General features: G+C 44.0%; 15 protein-coding genes. 14 read left to right on the top strand and 1 reads right to left on the bottom strand.

What is annotated here, in order from left to right; translation table 11 throughout:
- Positions 1 to 559: 559 nt before the first annotated feature.
- The 11 genes from DXB63_RS14850 to rpiB all read left to right on the top strand — a co-directional run bounded on the left by DXB63_RS14850 (position 560) and on the right by rpiB (position 15,608).
- Positions 560 to 1,651, top strand: a complete 1,092-nt coding sequence (locus DXB63_RS14850; RefSeq protein WP_122127193.1) for an aldose epimerase family protein — start codon at positions 560 to 562, stop codon at positions 1,649 to 1,651.
- Between the two features lie 50 nt (positions 1,652 to 1,701).
- Positions 1,702 to 3,159 (top strand): MFS transporter, encoded by a 1,458-nt coding sequence (locus tag DXB63_RS18275; RefSeq protein WP_233522873.1) that lies wholly within the window; start codon positions 1,702 to 1,704, stop codon positions 3,157 to 3,159.
- 72 nt (positions 3,160 to 3,231) lie between these two features.
- Positions 3,232 to 4,386: a galactokinase gene (gene galK / locus DXB63_RS14835; protein ID WP_122127188.1), complete on the top strand. Its 1,155-nt coding sequence runs from the start codon at positions 3,232 to 3,234 to the stop codon at positions 4,384 to 4,386.
- A gap of 212 nt (positions 4,387 to 4,598) precedes the next feature.
- Positions 4,599 to 5,741 carry an aldose epimerase family protein gene (locus DXB63_RS14830; RefSeq protein ID WP_122127192.1) on the top strand — a complete coding sequence of 381 codons (1,143 nt, stop codon included), beginning with the start codon at positions 4,599 to 4,601 and terminating at the stop codon, positions 5,739 to 5,741.
- Between the two features lie 24 nt (positions 5,742 to 5,765).
- Positions 5,766 to 7,460, top strand: a complete 1,695-nt coding sequence (locus tag DXB63_RS14825; protein ID WP_122127187.1) for a sodium:solute symporter — start codon at positions 5,766 to 5,768, stop codon at positions 7,458 to 7,460.
- 168 nt (positions 7,461 to 7,628) lie between these two features.
- Positions 7,629 to 8,306, top strand: coding sequence for an NUDIX domain-containing protein (locus DXB63_RS14820; RefSeq protein WP_122127186.1), 678 nt, complete (start codon positions 7,629 to 7,631; stop codon positions 8,304 to 8,306).
- A 159-nt stretch (positions 8,307 to 8,465) separates the two neighbouring features.
- The gene (locus tag DXB63_RS14815) at positions 8,466 to 9,152 is read left to right on the top strand and encodes an L-ribulose-5-phosphate 4-epimerase (protein ID WP_122127185.1); all 687 of its coding nucleotides are present in this window, start codon (positions 8,466 to 8,468) and stop codon (positions 9,150 to 9,152) included.
- 445 nt (positions 9,153 to 9,597) lie between these two features.
- Positions 9,598 to 11,109: an L-arabinose isomerase gene (araA, locus tag DXB63_RS14810; RefSeq protein ID WP_122127191.1), complete on the top strand. Its 1,512-nt coding sequence runs from the start codon at positions 9,598 to 9,600 to the stop codon at positions 11,107 to 11,109.
- Between the two features lie 200 nt (positions 11,110 to 11,309).
- Positions 11,310 to 12,980 (top strand): ribulokinase, encoded by a 1,671-nt coding sequence (locus tag DXB63_RS14805; RefSeq protein ID WP_199604218.1) that lies wholly within the window; start codon positions 11,310 to 11,312, stop codon positions 12,978 to 12,980.
- 175 nt (positions 12,981 to 13,155) lie between these two features.
- Entirely contained in the window at positions 13,156 to 15,171 is a 2,016-nt protein-coding gene (locus tag DXB63_RS14800) for a transketolase (RefSeq protein ID WP_122127183.1), read from the top strand.
- A complete protein-coding gene (gene rpiB / locus DXB63_RS14795; RefSeq protein ID WP_122127182.1) occupies positions 15,171 to 15,608 on the top strand; it encodes a ribose 5-phosphate isomerase B in 438 nt (145 codons plus the stop codon). The genes DXB63_RS14800 and rpiB overlap by 1 nt, the downstream gene beginning before the upstream one ends.
- Before the next feature lie 716 nt (positions 15,609 to 16,324).
- Here rpiB and DXB63_RS14790 read toward each other — a convergent pair.
- A complete protein-coding gene (locus DXB63_RS14790) occupies positions 16,325 to 18,355 on the bottom strand; it encodes a patatin-like phospholipase family protein (protein WP_233522872.1) in 2,031 nt (676 codons plus the stop codon).
- 148 nt (positions 18,356 to 18,503) lie between these two features.
- Here DXB63_RS14790 and DXB63_RS14785 point away from each other — a divergent pair, with 148 nt between their 5' ends.
- Genes DXB63_RS14785 through DXB63_RS14775 form a run of 3 tightly spaced genes read left to right on the top strand, consistent with a single transcriptional unit; the run spans position 18,504 to position 20,143 of the window.
- Positions 18,504 to 18,779 (top strand): tetratricopeptide repeat protein, encoded by a 276-nt coding sequence (locus DXB63_RS14785; protein ID WP_122127180.1) that lies wholly within the window; start codon positions 18,504 to 18,506, stop codon positions 18,777 to 18,779.
- Positions 18,780 to 18,790: 11 nt separating this feature from the next.
- Positions 18,791 to 19,027 (top strand): 4Fe-4S binding protein, encoded by a 237-nt coding sequence (locus DXB63_RS14780; RefSeq protein ID WP_122127179.1) that lies wholly within the window; start codon positions 18,791 to 18,793, stop codon positions 19,025 to 19,027.
- Between the two features lie 33 nt (positions 19,028 to 19,060).
- On the top strand, positions 19,061 to 20,143 hold the full coding sequence (locus tag DXB63_RS14775; RefSeq protein ID WP_122127178.1) for a 3-methyl-2-oxobutanoate dehydrogenase subunit VorB: 1,083 nt from the start codon (positions 19,061 to 19,063) through the stop codon (positions 20,141 to 20,143).
- The last annotated feature ends 164 nt before the right edge of the window (positions 20,144 to 20,307 follow it).

Here is a 20,307-nt window from a genome sequence, read left to right as displayed (position 1 = left end):
TAATTTCATGTGTAAGACTCTTTTTTGTCCAACTTTTGGGGTGCAGTTCAAAAAAAAGTGCCTTCACTGTAATTCACTGTTAATCAAGAACAAGAATGCGAATAGTGATAAGGTGAAGAAAGAAAATAATAATTTTGTTTTAGTACAAAACACTGATAAAGTCTATAAAAATCGACCTAGATGACTTATTCAATCAACCTGATGTTTTCGAAAAACATCAGGTTGATTGAAAAAAGACATACGGACGATTAAAGACAAAGGTACGGTCGATTGATGACAAACTCCTATCGTTTGTTAACGATCGACCGTATCCTAAAATTCAAGCATATATGTCCTCAAACTGTTCCGTTCCGATAACATTTCTCATCCGTAGAAACCTCCTTTTTCGTCTACCACCGAAAAATTCAAGCATATTAAATCAGCAGACACATATAGATAATTATTTATAAGCGAAAGTTTCTTAAACCGACAAATAGTTTTATAGTTTTTATTTGGGTATCCCAAAGTTTTTAATTTTATTTGCGTACAAATTACAAATACTTTAAAATTGAAGAATATCATGATAAACACATTTTCAACAGAAAATAACCTGTCAAAACTTGACAAAAAGGACTTTCAAAAGACGATAAACGGAAAGCAAACGGACTTGTTCATTCTCAAAAATAATAAAGGTACAGAAATAGCAGTGACCAATTATGGCGCTGCTATTCTATCAATTATGGTACCGGATCGCAATGGCAAATATGCAAATGTAATTTTAGGGCATGATAACATTGACAAGGTCGTTAATAGCCCCGAACCATTTCTAAGCACTACCATCGGACGTTATGGGAATCGTATTGCCAAAGGCAAATTCACACTTGACGGAAAAGAATATTCTTTAACCATTAACAATGGTCCCAACTCATTACATGGCGGTCCTACAGGTTTCCACACCGCGGTATGGAATGCAGAGCAAACTACTGCAAACTCCGTTACTTTCAAATATACATCTATCGATGGTGAAGAAGGTTTTCCCGGCAACTTATCCGTCATAATGAGCTATACGTTGGATGATGACAATGCTTTTATTATTAAATATGAAGCCGAAACAGATAAAAAGACACTCGTGAATCTCACTAACCATGGTTTCTTTAATCTGGCAGGAATTGCGAATCCTACACCTACAGTAGATAATAATCTAGTAACTATCAACTCCGATTTTTATACCCCGATGGACGATGTATCCATCCCTACCGGTGAAATAGCAAAGGTGGAAGGCACACCGATGGATTTCCGTACCCCGCATACCGTAGGAGAGAGAATTAATGATAAATTTCAACAACTGATATATGGCGCAGGTTATGACCATTGTTATGTTTTAAATAAAAAAGAACCGAGAGAACTCAGTTTTGCAGCAAAATGTGTAGAACCAATAAGCGGAAGAAGCATGGAAGTATATACCACTGAACCGGGTGTACAGCTTTATACAGGTAACTGGTTGAATGGATTTGCCGGAGCACATGGAGCAACTTTCCCCGCAAGAAGTGCTATATGCTTTGAGGCTCAACATTTTCCGGACTCACCAAATAAACCGCATTTTCCTTCAGTAGTATTAGATAAAAATGAAAAATACCACCAAACTACTATTTATAAGTTTGGCATCGAATAAAATAGGAATAACTAACCCAATTTAATAACAAAAAATAACTTTAAAAGATTATGAATCAGGAAAAAAAGAATTATGCATTGCCTATTGCAATGATGTTCGCTCTCTTCTTCATGATAGCTTTCGTCACAGGTCTTCCTAGCCCTATGGGAGTTATCGCAGCTAAACAATTCAACGCTACCAATTTCGAATCACAACTTGGATTCTTCGCCAATTTTATAGCATACGCTTTTATGGGTATTCCCGCCGGCTTAATGCTTAAGAAGATAGGTTACAAGAAAACAGCATTAGCAGCAATTATTGTAGGATTTATCGGTGTAGGTATTCAGTTTTTATCAGGAAAAGTAGAAAGCTTCCCGGTATATCTGGCAGGTGCTTTTGTCAGCGGTTTCTCTGTATGTATGCTTAATACAGTAGTAAACCCAATGTTGAACACATTAGGCGGCGGAGGAAAGAAAGGAAATCAGTTACTCCAATTCGGAGGTTCCATCAACTCTATCGGTGCTACGATAGCTCCTATGTTAGTAGGTTGGCTAATGGGAGCAGAAGCCGGAAGAACGATAGCAAAAGCTACTCCTGCCTTATTCTTGGCAATGGGTATCTTTGCTCTTGCATTCATTGTTCTTTACTTTGTTAATATTCCGGAACCCGATATGCAAAGCAATGAAGCAGGCGCTAAAAAAGGACAAAAAGACAAATACGGTCCTATGTCTTTCCGCCACTTTATATTAGGTACAGTTGCTATATTTATCTATGTAGGTATTGAAGTAGGTATTCCAAGTACTGCTAATTTATTCATGACAACTCTTACCACGGAACAAGCCGAGGTTACAATTGCAGAATATGAAAAACAACAAGCCGACAATACTTATTTAGTAACATTGCAAGAAGAAGACAAAGCCAACTTCGGAAACGAAGAATATACTCCGAAAGTAATTGGTCAGGATACTTATAATAAAGCTCAGAAAGTTGTCAACCAAGAAGTAAAACCGGGATTAGGTATTGCTGCCGGTATAGCAGGAACACTCGTCGGACTATATTGGTTACTCATGCTGGTAGGCCGATTGGTCGGAGCATCTTTAGGAAATCACTTCTCCAGCAAATCAATGTTGACTTTCGTTGCTTGTTTAGGTTTAATTCTTCTTATAGGTGCTATCTTCTTACCGACATCTATGGGTGTAAACGTCAGTTCCTTGGTTGGTTCAGATGAAACAGTCATTATTCCGATAAATGTCATATTCCTTATCCTCTGCGGATTATGTACCTCAGTTATGTGGGGTGGCATCTTTAACCTTGCCGTAGAAGGATTAGGAAAATACACAGCTGCTGCATCCGGTATCTTTATGGTCATGGTTTGCGGTGGAGGTATCATTCCTTTAATTCAAGGATATGTTGCCGACGTAGCCGGTTACCTCAGCAGTTACTGGGTTATGTTTATCTGTGTAGCTTATCTGTTATGGTATGCACTTATCGGCTGTAAGAACGTAAATAAAAATATTCCTGTAGAATAATAAAGAATTAAGGTATACCCGTACAATATAATGTGCGGGTATATAATTATAAACCTTTAAACGTATAATATCATGGATATAGAATTTGTAAGAAGCCGCTTTATTAAGCATTTTGATGGGACAACCGGTTCGATATACGCTTCTCCGGGACGTATCAATCTGATTGGTGAGCATACCGACTATAATGGCGGATTTGTATTTCCGGGTGCGGTAGACAAAGGCATGCTTGCCGAAATCAAACCTAACGGAACAGACAAAGTACGTGCTTACTCCATCGACTTAAAAGATTACACAGAATTCGGTTTGCAAGAAGAAGATGCCCCCAAAGCAAGTTGGGCAAGATATATTTTCGGTGTATGCCGTGAAATGATCAAACGAGGCGTAAACGTAAAAGGTTTTGATACAGCTTTTGCAGGTGATGTACCTCTAGGAGCAGGAATGTCATCATCGGCAGCTTTGGAAAGCACCTATGCATTTGCTATTAATGAACTTTTCGGTGAAAATAAAATAGATAAGTTCGAATTAGCGAAAGTAGGTCAAGCTACTGAGCATAACTATTGTGGAGTTAATTGTGGTATAATGGATCAATTTGCTTCGGTATTCGGAAAAGAAGGCAGCCTTATTCGTTTAGATTGTCGTTCACTGGAATATCAGTATTTCCCATTTAAACCGGAAGGATACCGTTTAGTATTGGTCGATTCAGTTGTAAAACATGAATTGGCTTCTTCTGCTTACAACAAACGCAGACAAAGTTGTGAAGCCGCTGTAGCAGCTATTCAGAAAAAACATCCTCATGTAGAATTCCTTCGTGATTGTACTATGGAAATGTTGAATGAATCAAAAGCTGAAATCAGCCAAGAAGATTATATGCGTGCCGAATACGTTATCGAAGAAATACAGCGTGTACTTGATGTTTGCGATGCATTGGAAAAAGGCGACTATGAAACGGTTGGGCAAAAGATGTACGAAACACATTATGGCATGAGCAAATTGTATGAAGTAAGCTGCGAAGAACTTGACTTTTTGAATGACATAGCATTTGATTGTGGTGTTACCGGTTCACGAGTAATGGGTGGCGGCTTCGGTGGTTGTACTATCAATTTGGTAAAAAATGAGCTCTACGATACTTTCATTGCTACAGCTAAAGACAGATTCAAAGCTAAATTCGGTAGAAGTCCGAAAGTATACGATGTAGTAATTGGAAACGGTTCTCGCAGAATTGAATAAGACTATATAATTCTCTATATATAATAAGGTGTAATATCGATTGTGATATTACACCTTTTTTATTTCAAGCTCTTTAAAGTGTAAATATTACAATTATCATCGCTTTCATGTTGCATAACATACTAATTACCTATATATTGTATCGTAATAAGTGTTACTTTTACACCATTAAATTACAGTAGAAATTATTAATATCATTACCAATGAAAGACATGAAGAAGCTTGTATTCAGTATGGGATTAGGAATGCTTATTCTGGCATCTTGTACTACAAAACAGAAAACGACTGTCACCACTTTATCAGGATTAAATCCTCAAAACTTTGTAACCGAAGTAAACGGAGAAGCAACAAAACTGTTCACACTTAAAAACACCAATGGTATGGAGGTGTGTATCACTAACTTCGGAGGAAGAATCGTTTCCATCATGGTACCCGATAAAGATGGCAATATGCAAGATGTTGTTTTGGGATTCGACAGTGTGGCTGACTATATTAATGTTCCTAGTGACTTCGGCGCATCCATCGGAAGATACGCTAACCGTATAGATCATGGGCAGTTTGTTTTGGATGGAGACACCATTCAATTACCTATAAACAATTATGGACACTGTTTACATGGAGGCCCTAAAGGATGGCAATACCAAGTTTATCAAGCTAATCCGATAGATAGCACGACATTGGAACTGACCCGCATTTCTCCGGATGGTGACGAAAACTTTCCCGGAAACCTGACGGCTACCGTACTTTTCAAACTGACGGACGACAATGCCATCGACATCAAATATTCTGCAACTACGGATAAGAAAACGATAATCAACATGACACAACATTCGTATTTCAATCTATCCGGTAATCCGGCAAATGCAGCTACCGATCACATTCTATATGTTAATGCAGACTATTATACTCCGGTAGACAGTACATTTATGACAACCGGTGAAATACTTCCGGTGAAGGAAACTCCAATGGATTTCACTACTCCCAAAATGGTGGGACAAGATGTAGCTAACTTTGAATTTGCACAACTGAAGAACGGTAACGGATATGACCATAACTGGGTATTGAACACAGCAGGAGATATCACCCAACCAGCTGCAAAATTGACTTCTCCTACCAGTGGCATCAGTGTAGAAGTTTATACTAATGAGCCGGGCATTCAAGTATATACAGGCAACTTCCTTGACGGAACGGTGAAAGGGAAGAAAGGTATCGTATATAATCAACGTGCATCCGTTTGTTTAGAGACACAGCACTACCCTGACAGTCCTAACAAGCCGGAATGGCCTTCTGTAGTACTGGAACCGGGACAAACTTACAACAGTGAATGTATATATAAATTCTCGGTAGAGAAATAATCGTTAACTCTTAAACTATATAGTATGGAATTTTTAGATTGGTTAGTTATCGGGGTATTCTTTTTAGCCCTTATAGGAATCATCGTCTGGGTGGTCAGACAAAAGCAGAATAATTCGGCAGATTACTTCTTAGGTGGACGTGATGCCACATGGCTGGCTATCGGTGCCTCTATCTTTGCATCCAACATTGGTTCGGAACATCTTATCGGACTTGCCGGTGCAGGTGCTTCAAGCGGTATGGCTATGGCACATTGGGAAATTCAGGGATGGATGATACTTATTTTAGGTTGGGTATTCGTTCCGTTCTATACCAGAAGCATGGTTTATACTATGCCGGAATTCTTGGAAAGACGTTATAATCCACAATCACGTACGATACTTTCCGTGATCTCATTGGTCAGTTATGTACTGACAAAGGTTGCCGTTACCGTATATGCCGGAGGATTAGTATTCCAGCAGGTATTCGGCATCAAGGAATTATGGGGGATTGACTTCTTTTGGATCGCTGCCATCGGGCTTGTATTGTTGACTGCCGTTTATACAATCTTCGGTGGTATGAAGTCCGTACTTTATACATCTGTACTTCAAACGCCTATCCTGTTACTCGGTTCATTGATTATCCTTGTACTCGGATTCAAGGAACTTGGTGGATGGGACGAGATGATACGTACTTGCAGTGCCGTAACAGTGAATGAATATGGAGATACGATGACGAATCTGATACGCAACAATGGCGACCCGAACTTCCCTTGGCTGGGAGCACTGATCGGTTCGGCTATTATCGGTTTCTGGTATTGGTGTACAGACCAGTTCATCGTGCAACGTGTGTTGTCCGGTAAGAACCAGAAGGAAGCACGACGCGGTACTATCTTCGGAGCATACCTGAAACTGCTGCCTGTATTCCTGTTCCTTATTCCGGGTATGATTGCATTTGCACTTCATCAACATAGTTTGGCAGCCGGAGGAGAAGGATTCCTGCCATTGCTTGCCAACGGCAGTGCAAATGCCGACGCAGCATTCCCGACATTGGTTGCCAAACTATTGCCTGCCGGTGTAAAAGGCCTGGTGGTTTGCGGCATCCTTGCAGCGCTGATGAGTTCACTCGCATCACTGTTCAACTCGTCCGCCATGCTGTTCACCATCGACTTCTATAAACGCTTCCGTCCTCAAACTTCGGAGAAGCATCTTGTTACCATCGGACAGATTGCAACGGTAGTAATCGTTATTCTAGGTATCCTTTGGATTCCTATCATGCGTAGCGTCGGTGATGTGCTTTATACCTATCTGCAAGACGTACAGTCGGTATTGGCTCCGGGTATTGCCGCAGCGTTCCTGCTGGGTATATGCTGGAAACGTACTTCGGCTCAAGGCGGTATGTGGGGACTTATCTCGGGTATGGTCATCGGATTGACCCGTCTCGGAGCTAAGGTGTATTACAGCAACGCCGGCGAGGCAGGTGATTCACTCTTCAAATACCTGTTCTATGATATGAACTGGCTGTTCTTCTGCGGATGGATGTTCTTATTCTGTATTATCGTAGTAATTGTTGTCAGTCTATTGACCAAAGCACCTACGGCAGAAAAGATTCAGGGACTTGTATTCGGTACGGCTACGGCCGAGCAGAAGGCTGCGACTCGCGCAAGTTGGGACAAATGGGATGTTATCCATACGATTATCATCCTAGGGATTACCGCCGCTTTCTATTGGTACTTCTGGTAGGGGTCACAGACCCTCTTGTTTCGACAAGCGATGATTAGAAAGCAAAAGAACAAGGTTCGCTGATGACGCGGATCGAACGGATAAAGACGGATTAATCATATTAAATCCGTTCCAATCAGCCCAATCGGCGAGCCATCGGCATTAATAACAGTAAAACAATTAAGATATATGACAAATTATTATAACCATCACCCCAAGTTTTACGTAGCAGTAGACTGCATTATCTTCGGATTCAATCAGGGGGAGTTGAGCCTGCTCTTGCTGAAGCGGAACTTCGAGCCTGCCAAAGGACAGTGGTCGCTGATGGGAGGATTCGTACAGGAGAATGAGAGTGTGAATGATGCTGCCAAACGGGTATTATCCGAGCTGACCGGACTGACGGACGTGTACATGGAACAGGTAGGCACATTCGGAGAGATAGAGCGGGATCCGGGCGAACGGGTAGTTTCCGTTGCCTATTATGCATTGCTGAATATCAATGAGTCCGACCGCGAATTGGTACAGAAGCACAATGCGTTCTGGGTGAACATCAACGAACTGCCCGAACTTATATTCGACCACCCGCAGATGGTAGAGCAGGCCCGGGAATTGATGCGTATGAAAGCCTCTACGGAGCCTATCGGATTCAATCTGCTGCCTAAGCTGTTTACCCTATCGCAGTTGCAAAGCCTGTATGAAGCCATCTATGGTGAAGACATCGACAAGCGCAACTTCCGCAAACGGGTAGCGGAGATGGACTATATTGAGAAGACAGACAAGATAGATAAGTCGGGATCAAAGCGTGGGGCTGCGTTGTACAAGTTCAACAATAAGGTTTACCGTAAAGACCCGAGATTCAAACTCTAACAATCCATGCCCGATAAAGAATAAGAACGAGGTTCGCGGATAACACGGATCAAACGGATGAAAACGGATATGGAATATTAACCCGCACCAATCAGCCTAATCAGCGTCATCCGCGCACCATCGGCATTGATAAAGATTTAGAACTAATATAAAAGAACTATGTTAGAAGCATTAAAAGAGAAAGTATTCCGTGCCAACCTTGACTTGGTGAAGCATGGATTGGTGATTTTCACTTGGGGAAACGTCTCGGCTATCGACCGTACAAGCGGGTTGGTGGTCATCAAACCCTCCGGAGTGGATTACGATGTAATGACAGCAGACGATATGGTGGTGGTAGACCTCGACGGTAACGTGGTGGAAGGACGGTTGAAACCTTCCAGCGACACTCCCACCCATATCGTGTTATATAAAGCGTTCCCCGAGACGGGCGGAGTGGTTCATACGCATTCCACCTATGCCACAGCGTGGGCTCAGGCCGGATTGGATATTCCCAACATCGGAACTACACATGCCGATTACTTCCACGACGCCATCCCCTGCACAGCGGATATGACGGCGGAGGAAGTAGAAGGTGCTTATGAACGGGAGACAGGCAATGTCATCGTACACCGTTTCAAGGAGTTGAATCCTGTTCATACGCCGGGTGTGCTGGTGAAGAATCACGGACCTTTCGCATGGGGACGGGATGCAGCCGATGCCGTACACAACGCCGTTGTCATGGAGCAGGTGGCCAAGATGGCAAGCATCGCCTACGCCGTGAACCCTGCGTTGACGATGAATCCGCTACTCGTGGAGAAGCACTTCAGCCGCAAGCACGGGCCGAACGCCTACTATGGGCAGGGGTAATTGTTCGTGGTATAGCGAACGCATACGTTCGTGCCATAGTGAACACTACTGTTCGTGTACCCATGAACACGTACGTTCGTGGTATAGTGAACACATACGTTCACGTAGGCATGAACACGTAAGGACCGGTACCCCATTCCGCATAGGGACCGGTCGACCGGTACACGTAAGGAATGGTCGACCAAACCAAAGAGGGGCGGTCACAGATTCCGTCCTCAGTGCAGAAGCGTGAAGCGGAGCGACAGAGAGGGCGTCGAGAACGAAACGCTGTTTGAGCGTTAGCGAGTTCGTTTCGTTTAGCCCTCGACCGAGCGGAGTAGCTTTGGAACGCAGACGGCAGCTTTTCTTTGCTTCCGTTTCTTTTCCCTGCGGAAAAGAAATGAAGAGCCTGCGCGGCTGGAGCGCAATAACAAGATTAATAATAGATAGTATAAACAACATTAGTATGGAAAAAGCATTTGATAATTACGAAGTATGGTTCGTCACCGGAGCACAGCTCCTTTACGGAGGCGACGCAGTGGTGGCAGTAGACGCACACTCTAACGAGATGGTAAAGGGATTGAACGATAGCGGCCGTCTGCCCGTCAAGGTAGTATATAAAGGTACGGTAAACTCATCCCGTGAGGTGACGGCAGCTTTTAAGGCAGCCAACAATGACGACCGTTGCGTGGGCGTCATCACTTGGATGCACACCTTCTCTCCCGCCAAGATGTGGATACACGGATTGCAGGAACTCCGCAAACCGTTGCTGCACTTCCACACACAATTCAACAAGGAGATACCTTGGGATACGATGGACATGGACTTCATGAACCTGAACCAATCGGCTCACGGCGACCGTGAATTCGGACACATCGTCACCCGTATGCGCAAGAACCGCAAAGTTGTGGTAGGCCATTGGCAAGATGAAAAAGCTCAGGCACAGATAGCTGCATGGATGCGCGTGGCTGCTGCATGGGCAGATGCTCAGGATATGCTCATCGTACGTTTCGGCGATCAGATGAACAACGTAGCCGTAACCGATGGTGACAAGGTCAGTGCCGAGCAGGTATTGGGCTATCACGTGGATTATTGTCCGGTAAACAATCTGATGGAATACTATACGGCTGTGGAAGATAAAGACGTAAAGGCACTTGTAGCCACTTATTTCCAAGAATACGACCATGCTCCCGAACTGGAGAAAGAAGGTACGGAAGCCTATACCAAAGTGTGGAACTCCGCCAAAGCCGAGATAGCCCTCCGTCGTCTGCTGAAAGACAAAGGCGCCAAAGCCTTCACTACCAACTTTGACGACTTGGGACTGTTCGACCAAATACCCGGCCTCGCTTCACAACGCCTCATGGCGGAAGGTTACGGTTTCGGTGCAGAAGGCGACTGGAAGACTGCCGCCCTCTACCGCACCATGTGGTTCATGAGTCAGGGTATGCCCAAGGGTTGCTCCTTCCTCGAAGACTACACACTGAACTTCGATGGCGAACGCAGTACCATCCTTCAGGCACATATGTTGGAAGTCTGCCCGCTGATAGCCGAACAGAAGCCTAAATTGGAAGTACACCGCCTCAGCATCGGTATCGACAGCGAGACAGCACGTCTGGTTTTCACCAGCAAACAAGGTGAAGGTGTTGCCGCTACCATCGTCGATCTCGGCAACCGTTTCCGCCTCATCGTAAATAAAGTGGATTGTATCAAAAGCAAACCGCTGCCCAAGCTCCCGGTAGCTTCCGCACTGTGGATCCCCCGTCCTAACCTCGAAGTAGGTGCCGCAGCATGGATTCTTGCCGGAGGTACTCACCACACCAGCTTCTCCTACGACCTCACAGTGGAATATCTGGAGGATTATGCCGAGATGGCAGGTATCGAAATGGTAGTCATCGACGAGAATACCACCATCAGCGAGTTCAAGAAAGAACTGAGAATGAATGAGGTGTATTATATGCTGAATAAAGCGTTGCTATAATTAACAATGAAGTGTGAAGGACTCTCCTCTGAGTAATCCGTACCTAAGAAAAGAGGACAAGAACGAGGTACACGGATAACGCTGATTAAGCGAATGAAGACGGATTCTAATATTAATAATCCGCATTAATCAGCCCAATCAGCGTCATCAGTGAACCATCGGTCTTAAAAGTTCTTCATAACACATAATTCGTAATTAATATGAAATACGTAATAGGTTTAGACTATGGCAGCGACTCAGCCCGCGCCATCGTCGTCAACGCCCAAACAGGCGAACAACTTGCCACCGCTGTGAAATATTATCCGCGATGGAAAGAGGGCAAGTATTGCAATCCCTCCATCAATCAATACCGCCAACACCCGTTGGACTATATCGAGGCATTGGAGGTGAGCGTGCGGGAAGCCCTCGCACAGTGTCCTGCCGGAACAGCCGAACAGGTAGTAGGTATTGCTTTCGACACTACCGGAAGTACTCCCGCCTTCACTGACGAGAATGGTACTCCCCTCGCCCTGTTGCCTGAATTTGCCGAGAACCCGAATGCGATGTTCGTCCTCTGGAAAGACCATACTTCCGTGCAGGAAGCAGCCGAGATCAATAAGCTCAGCAAAGAATGGGATATCGACTACACTGCCTATGAAGGAGGTATCTACTCCTCCGAATGGTATTGGGCAAAAGCACTGCATATCCTCCGTGAAGATCCGAAGGTGAGAGAGAAAGCCTACTCCATCGTGGAATACTGCGAATGGTTGCCGGCACTCATCACAGGAGTAAGCAAGTCGAAAGACATTGTCCGCAGCCGTTGTGCCTGCGGTCACAAAGCCATGTGGCATGAGAAATGGGACGGACTGCCAAGCGAAGAGTTCCTGACCAAGCTCGACCCTGCATTGGCCGGATTCCGCAACAGACTGTTTACCAAGACCGAAACGGCCGACAAAGCAGTAGGCACGCTCTCTCCCGAATGGGCAAAACGCTTGGGGCTGACAACAAATGTAGTGGTTGCCGGAGGAGCGTTCGACTGTCACATGGGTGCTGTCGGTGCCGGCGTAACACCTCACACATTCGTACGTGTCATCGGTACATCCACCTGCGATGTGATGGTAGCCTCCTACGAAGAAATCGGGCATAATCTGATCAGAGGTATCTGCGGACAAGTAGACGGTTCTGTTATTCCTGGCATGGTAGGTTTGGAAGCCGGACAATCCGGATTCGGTGACATCTATGCATGGTTCAAGCGTGTACTGGAGTTTCCGTTGAAGAACATTATCGGGCAGTCTTCACTCATTGATGAAGCCACCAAAGCAAAACTGATAGAGGAAGCCTGTGACCGTATCATTCCCGCCCTCACCGCAGAAGCAGAAAAGATACCGGTAAGTGAGAGCACCATCATCGCAACCGATTGGATGAACGGACGCCGTACACCGGATGCCAACCAACTGTTGAAAGGTACGATTACCGGATTGACATTGGGCAGCACCGCCCCTCGTATTTTCCGCGCATTGGTGGAAGCAACTGCTTTCGGTTCCAAAGCCATCGTAGACCGTTTCCGCAACGAAGGTGTACGCATCGACAATGTGATCGGTATCGGAGGTATCGCATTGAAGTCGCCTTTTGTGATGCAAACCCTGAGTGATGTGCTGAATATGCCTATCAAAGTATGCAAGACAGATCAGGCCTGCGCACTTGGTGCCGCCATGTTTGCTGCAACAGCAGCAGGTATCTATTCCAAAGTGGAAGATGCACAGGCAGCCATGAACTCCGGTTTCGCTAAAGAATACTTCCCCAATGAGGCGAATGCCAAAGCCTATCAGGAGATATATGACAAATATATCAAGTTGGGAGCATTCACAGAAAAGGAATTATTCAATAAATAACATCAAAGTCACCGATGCAGAGCACTCTTATTGCTCTGCACCGGCACGACTTATCTTCCCCTACGAACTTTTCCCTGCTTATAACTGTTACAGATAGAATAAAAATACACATTAGCTTGGTGGATAATTGGGGGTAATCCATTATCTTTGCAAGAAACATAAACGATATCCTGACATGAATGATAGTAAACTTATGAACCGTGCTGCCGACAACATACGTATCCTGGCAGCTTCGATGGTAGAGAAAGCCAATTCCGGGCATCCGGGCGGTGCTATGGGTGGTGCCGACTTTATCAATGTACTTTATTCCGAGTTCTTGGAATACGACCCGGAAAACCCTAAATGGATAGGTCGCGACCGCTTCTTCCTCGATCCGGGGCACATGTCGCCCATGTTGTACTCAACATTGGCACTTACAGGTAAATTCACACTCGACGAACTCAAAGAATTCCGCCAATGGGGAAGCCCTACTCCGGGACATCCGGAAGTAGACGTCATGAGAGGCATCGAAAACACTTCCGGTCCGTTGGGACAAGGACATGCCTATGCAGTAGGCGCAGCTATCGCAGCTAAATTCCTTAAAGCACGTTTCGGTGAAGTAATGGGACAAACCATTTACGCTTTCATTTCCGACGGAGGCATACAAGAGGAAATATCTCAGGGAACAGGACGTCTTGCCGGACACTTGGGCTTGGACAACCTGATAATGTTCTACGACTCTAACGACATTCAGCTTTCTACGGATACCAATGCCGTAACAAGTGAAGATGTTGCCAAGAAATATGAAGCATGGCATTGGAAAGTCATTACCATCAACGGTAATGATCCCGACCAGATCCGTAAGGCTTTGGTTGAAGCTAAAGCAGAGAAAGAACGTCCGACACTTATTATTGGTAAAACAATCATGGGTAAAGGCGCGGTTACGGAAGCCGGAGATAACTTTGAACGTAAATGCTCCACTCACGGTCAGCCGTTGAGCGCAAGCGGTGCTTCTTATGATGCAACCATCAAGCATTTAGGTGGCGATCCTACCAATCCGTTCCAAATATTCAGCGAAGTAAAAGAACTCTATGCCAAGCGTGCGGAAGAGTTGAAGAAAATAGTAGCCGGCAAGAAAGAGGCTCAGGCTCAATGGGCAAAAGCAAACCCAGAACTTGCTGCCAAGCTCGATACATTCTTCTCAGGCAAAGCTCCGAAAGTAGACTGGGCAGCTATCCAACAAAAACCGGATAGTGCAACCCGTGCCGCATCGGCAACTGTACTCGGCGCATTAGCTGTGCAGGTTGAAAATATGATTGTATCTTCAGCCGACTTGTCGAACTCAGACAAGACAGACGGTTTCTTGAAGAAAACTCATGCTTTCACGAAAGGTGATTTCACCGGAGCATTCCTTCAAGCAGGTGTTTCCGAATTATCTATGGCATGTATCTGCATCGGTATGTCACTTCACGGTGGCGTTATCCCTGCATGTGCCACATTCTTCGTATTCTCCGACTATATGAAACCTGCTGTCCGCATGGCTTGCCTGATGGAACAACCGGTTAAATTTATCTGGAGCCATGACGCATTCCGTGTCGGTGAAGATGGTCCTACCCATGAACCGGTAGAACAGGAAGCACAAATCCGACTGATGGAGAAACTAAAGAATCACAAGGGACATAACTCTATGCTTGTTCTCCGTCCTGCCGATGCAGAAGAAACGACAGAAGCATGGAAGCTCGCGATGGACAACGTATCCACCCCGACCGCACTTATCCTCTCCCGTCAGAACATTAAGAACCTTCCGGCAGGTAATGACTATAAAGGCGTAGACAAAGGTGCATACATCGTAGCCGGTTCGGATGCAAATCCTGATATTATCCTGGTAGCTTCCGGTTCGGAAGTAGCAACATTGATAGCAGGTGCAGAATTACTTCGTAAAGACGGTGTCAAAGTACGTATCGTATCTGTTCCGTCCGAAGGATTATTCCGCAGCCAAAGCAAAGAATATCAAGAATCCGTAATACCGGCAGGTGCCAAAGTATTTGGTCTGACAGCAGGGCTTCCTGTAAACTTGGAAGGACTTGTAGGTGCCAACGGTAAAGTATTCGGTCTGGAATCATTCGGTTTCTCCGCTCCTTACAAAGTGCTCGACGAGAAACTTGGTTTCACAGCAGAAAACGTATATAACCAAGTAAAAGCAATGTTATAATGAAAACAATAGGGTTAGCTTGTGACCATGCAGGCTTTGAACTAAAAGAATTTGTAAGAACATGGCTGGATGCCAAAGGATGGCCTTACAAGGATTTCGGAACTAATTCATGCGAAAGTGTGGATTATCCGGATTTCGCTCACCCATTGGCACTTGCCGTTGAAGCGGGAGAATGTTATCCGGGCATCGCCATTTGTGGCAGCGGCAACGGAATAAACATGACACTCAACAAGCATCAGGGAATCCGTGCAGCTCTCTGCTGGATACCGGAAATTGCTCATTTGGCACGACTTCATAATGATGCAAACATTCTGGTTATGCCGGGACGTTTCATCACCAACGAGGAAGCAGTTCAAATAATGGAACAATTCTTCTCTACCGAATTTGAAGGCGGACGTCATATCCGGAGAATCAACAAGATTCCCATAAGCAAATAAAATAATATAGAGTTTAAATCCCCTTATTCCATCCTCGCACTCTGAATTGCAAGGAAAGAATAAGGGGATTTTTCTATAAAAGAGCCCTCCTATCCATAAAAGCACTCTTATTTTAATTTAATAACCATAGGTTCACGTCTTCACTTTTTAATGTAAGTTATTGCGATACAAGCAATAAAAGTGAAGGCACTTTTTTGAGTTGAGAGTTAAGAGTTGTGTAAACTTTTTCTACAAGAAATTTAAAGAACTTGGTTCACGGATAACGCTGATTAGGCTGATTATAACGAAATAATAATCTTAAAATCCGTCTTCATCCGCTTAATCGGTGTTATCCGCGAACCATCGGCTTTCTCTATTCTCAACTAAGAAAAAGTGCCTTCACTGTAACTAAATAGTAATCAAGTACAAAAGAGCGAATAGTGATAAGGTGAAGGCAAGTCAAAGTAAATTAAATAACAGCTAAACAGGCAAAATAAGCAAGCTAAAATCGCTCAAGGGAGCGTTGGCTTACACCCCAGTAGCTATAAGCCAACGCTCCCTTAGGCGTTAGACATCACTCCCTTGAGCGAAAAGCAACGCTCCCTTAGGTGATTTTACAAAGGTACGGTCTGTTGCAAACAAACATACGGTCCGTCGATCACAAACTCCTATCGTTTGCAAACAATCGACCGTATCTCTTTTTTTCGAGTTTCAGACAACAACTAAACGGTTGTATATCAGAACACATATCCTATGGATGCATAAAACTTCAATCGATGGGTAATCCCCGTAAAACCAAATTGAGCTTCCAAAGGACCGAACAAACTGTTATAAGCATATCCGGCAGCCACACCCCAGAGATTTTTACCCTCTGTCAGATGCAAAAGGCTGTTTTCCGTCAGTCCGTAATTACCTGTGACGGAAACATAGTTTTTACTCCCGATGCGTTGACGGAGTTTCACACGGGCCACGATTGTTGAGTTCTCCTGCACTTCGAGATGCCCCAATCCGGCAAAAGGCATTTGTTGCGGCACATACCGTCCAAAAGTAGTACCTCCCAAAGCATTTAAGTAAGAGAAAGGTATGTCTTTGCCCGTCAGCACACGTCCGTAAAGAGTCGGAAGGACGGCAAAACGATCCGTTATTCTCGCAACCGTTTCCACGGATAAATTAAATGCGGCAATAGGTATATGATTCTTATAATTTACCAGATTATCCGTATAAACGGAACAACCGGCATTGAACCGGAAACCTTTTTCCGGAAAATACCATTGATCGAAACCTTCAATATCAAGATTCGCAAAATAGCTGAAGAATCCTTCGGGAGAAACTTTCAAAGTTCCCTCGCTCTCCTTATTATATAAGAAAGAATCATAGTCGAAAAACTCATACCGCAGCCCCGCCTCCAGTTTCAATCGCCTGTTGAATACATTAGAATAACTAAGAGCACCTCTGTAATAACGATAAGTAGCATTATATTTTCTATGACCTTTATTATAAATATCAATATCATTGTATCGAAACTCAAAACCGGCATTCACACTCTGTTCTTTCTTTAGTAACACCGAATAGTCAGCCCTGACCAACGGATTTTTACTTAACAGTCCGGTCAGCGCAAGACGTGAATTAACCTTTCCATCCAGATACATCGTCGCATTCATCAACAAAGAGCCAATCACTTCCGTATCAAAGCCAAGTCCGAAGTTAAGTGTACTATGCCGGAAGAACGTTTCCGAAAAATTATGTTTCCGTTCCTCTGAAGTTTCACTACGAGGATGATATTTTGCGGTAAAAGGGCCATGAGGCATAGGACGATAATCTTCCCCCACCCCAATGCTTTCTTTTAGTTTCATTAGTTCCGGCCATTTATCCATTGTCGCCCTTTCGCCATTTACAATAAGCGTATCTATCGCCTGCTTGCTAAAACTGGCTGTCGAAAATCCCTTTACATCAGGATGGATATAAAGCGTTGTTCGTTTTTTATTCTCATCATACAAATTCTGACCGGTCAAGCCGATCAGCTGCAAAAGTATTTCTTTTGTACCCGTAAGTTCGGCAGCATCGAGCAAAGGCGACTGTACATCAATACCAATTACCACGTCGGCCCCCATCTCATACGCTATATTCACCGGGAAATTATTAACCATTCCACCATCCACAAGCACCATACTATCCATACGTACCGGAGTGAACACAGCCGGAATGGCCATGCTTGCCCGCATCGCCTCATCCAATAATCCCTGATGAAATATAACCGCTTCACCGTTCACCACATTCGTAGCTACACAAGCAAAAGGAATCGGAAAATCATTAAAATCCAAAGGCACATTATATCCTACCGTCAATTCCGTAAAAAGATTGGATAAGTTTTGACCGTTGATAACCCCGCCTCCTACAAACTTTTTACCTTTTCCTATACTGAACGGGAATGATAGCTGATACATCCCCGCCTGTTCTTTTTGCATAAACGTCTGTTCATCCGGTAGTAATTTATCACTAAGAAGAAATGCCCAGTCCTGCTTATTGACCATACTATCCAGTTGGTGCGCCGTATAACCGATAGAATATAATCCGCCTACAATAGCTCCCATACTTGTTCCGACAATATAATCAATCGGAATCCCGGCTTCTTCCATCACTTTCAACGCACCTATATGTGCCGTTCCTTTCGCGCCACCTCCGCTAAGCACTACCGCCACCTTTTTTCTAGCCATCACTACCGGAGCAAACACGATGGCTAACAGGATTATAAATACTATTTTTCTCATGATAGTTATAACAAATAGTCAATATATAGTGTTTACTCTCATCGCGGATCATAAAAAAACATCTATTTCTTTTTTTTCTTCTAACATTATGCTTCTTTTTTCCAAATAAAAACTATCTTTGTAATTACAAACAGATGTCAAGACAAAGATGGAACAGCTAAATAATATCAAAATGCTTATCAGTCAAGGTTGTATAGACCAAGCCATCAAAGAGTTGGACGTTATCATCACAAACAATCCTTCAACTTGTGATGAGGCTTATTATCTGCGTGGAAATGCTTACCGCAAACTAGGTGACTGGAAGAATGCCCTAAACAATTATTTGTCGGCAATCGAAATTAATCCGGAAAGCCCGGCTCTCCAAGCGAAAGAAATACTTATGGACATTCTGAATTTTTATAATAAAGATATGTACAATCAATAAACCTAATCATTATGGCTAAAATTAAAGGAGCAATCGTAGTAGACACCGAGCGGTGCAAAGGATGTAACCTTTGTGTGGTGGCTTGTCCGCTCAACGTTCTGTCATTAACTAAAAAAGAAGTAAACATCAAAGGGTATAACTTTGCCCGGCAGATACTTGAAGATACCTGCAACGGCTGCGCTTCGTGCGCAACGGTTTGTCCGGACGGATGTATTTCCGTATATAAAGTAAAAGTAGAAAACGTATAATTTATAATCAGAAAACTTGTAATTCCAAAAGATATGGCAGAAGAAGTAGTATTAATGAAGGGGAACGAAGCTATTGCACACGCAGCTATCCGCTGTGGTGCCGACGGCTATTTTGGATACCCCATCACTCCTCAATCGGAGGTATTGGAAACGCTTGCCGAACTTAAACCTTGGGAAACTACCGGAATGGTTGTTCTTCAGGCTGAAAGTGAAGTAGCTGCAATTAACATGGTGTACGGAGGAGCAGGAACCGGAAAAATGGTACTGACCTCTTCGTCAAGCCCCGGTGTCAGCTTAAAACAAGAAGGTATCTCCTACATTGCAGGAGCAGAACTTCCTTGTCTGATTGTCAATGTAATGCGTGGAGGTCCCGGCCTTGGAACAATCCAACCTAGCCAGGCTGATTATTTCCAGACAGTAAAAGGTGGCGGACACGGTGACTATCGTCTCATTGCCTTAGCTCCTAACTCAGTTCAGGAAATGGCAGATTTCGTTGCTCTAGGATTTGAACTTGCATTTAAATACCGCAACCCGGCTATCATACTTGCAGACGGTGTTATCGGTCAAATGATGGAAAAAGTAGTACTTCCTCCTCAAAAGCCACGTCGCACAGAAGCTGAAATCATAGCTCAATGCCCGTGGGCAACTACAGGTAAACCTAAAACCCGCGAACCCAATATCATCACTTCATTGGAATTGAAACCGGATATTATGGAAGTCCGTAATATTCATTTGCAAGCTAAATATAAAGAAATCGAAGAGAATGAGGTTCGCTTCGAAGAAATCAACTGTGAAGATGCGGATTATTTGATGATTGCATTCGGTTCTTGCGCACGTATTGCCCAGAAAGCAATGGAAATGGCACGAGCAGAAGGCATTAAAGTCGGATTATTACGCCCAATTACTTTGTGGCCTTTCCCATCCAAAGCAATCGCTGATTATGCCAATAAAGTAAAAGGTATGCTTTCAGTAGAATTGAACGCCGGACAAATGGTTGAAGATATTCGTCTGGCTGTAAACGGAAAAGTAAAGGTAGAACATTTCGGACGTCTCGGCGGTATTGTTCCCGATCCGGATGAAGTGGTGAATGCTATCAAAGAGAAGTTAATCAAGTAAGTACGAATGAGTACCGATAAGTTAAGAAATATACTGAATATCCTTTTCATGGTTCTGGCATTAGCATCAGTTATCATGTATTTCACAATGGATGACAAACACCCCTTTATGTATGTATGTGGTGTTGCTATCTTTTTGAAATTAATGGAGTTCTTTATACGATT

The organism is Bacteroides sp. OM05-12, assembly GCF_003438995.1.
Lineage (GTDB): Bacteria > Bacteroidota > Bacteroidia > Bacteroidales > Bacteroidaceae > Bacteroides.
The sequence above is the reverse complement of the archived record's forward strand: the minus strand, read 5'-3'. Positions and strand labels throughout refer to the sequence as shown.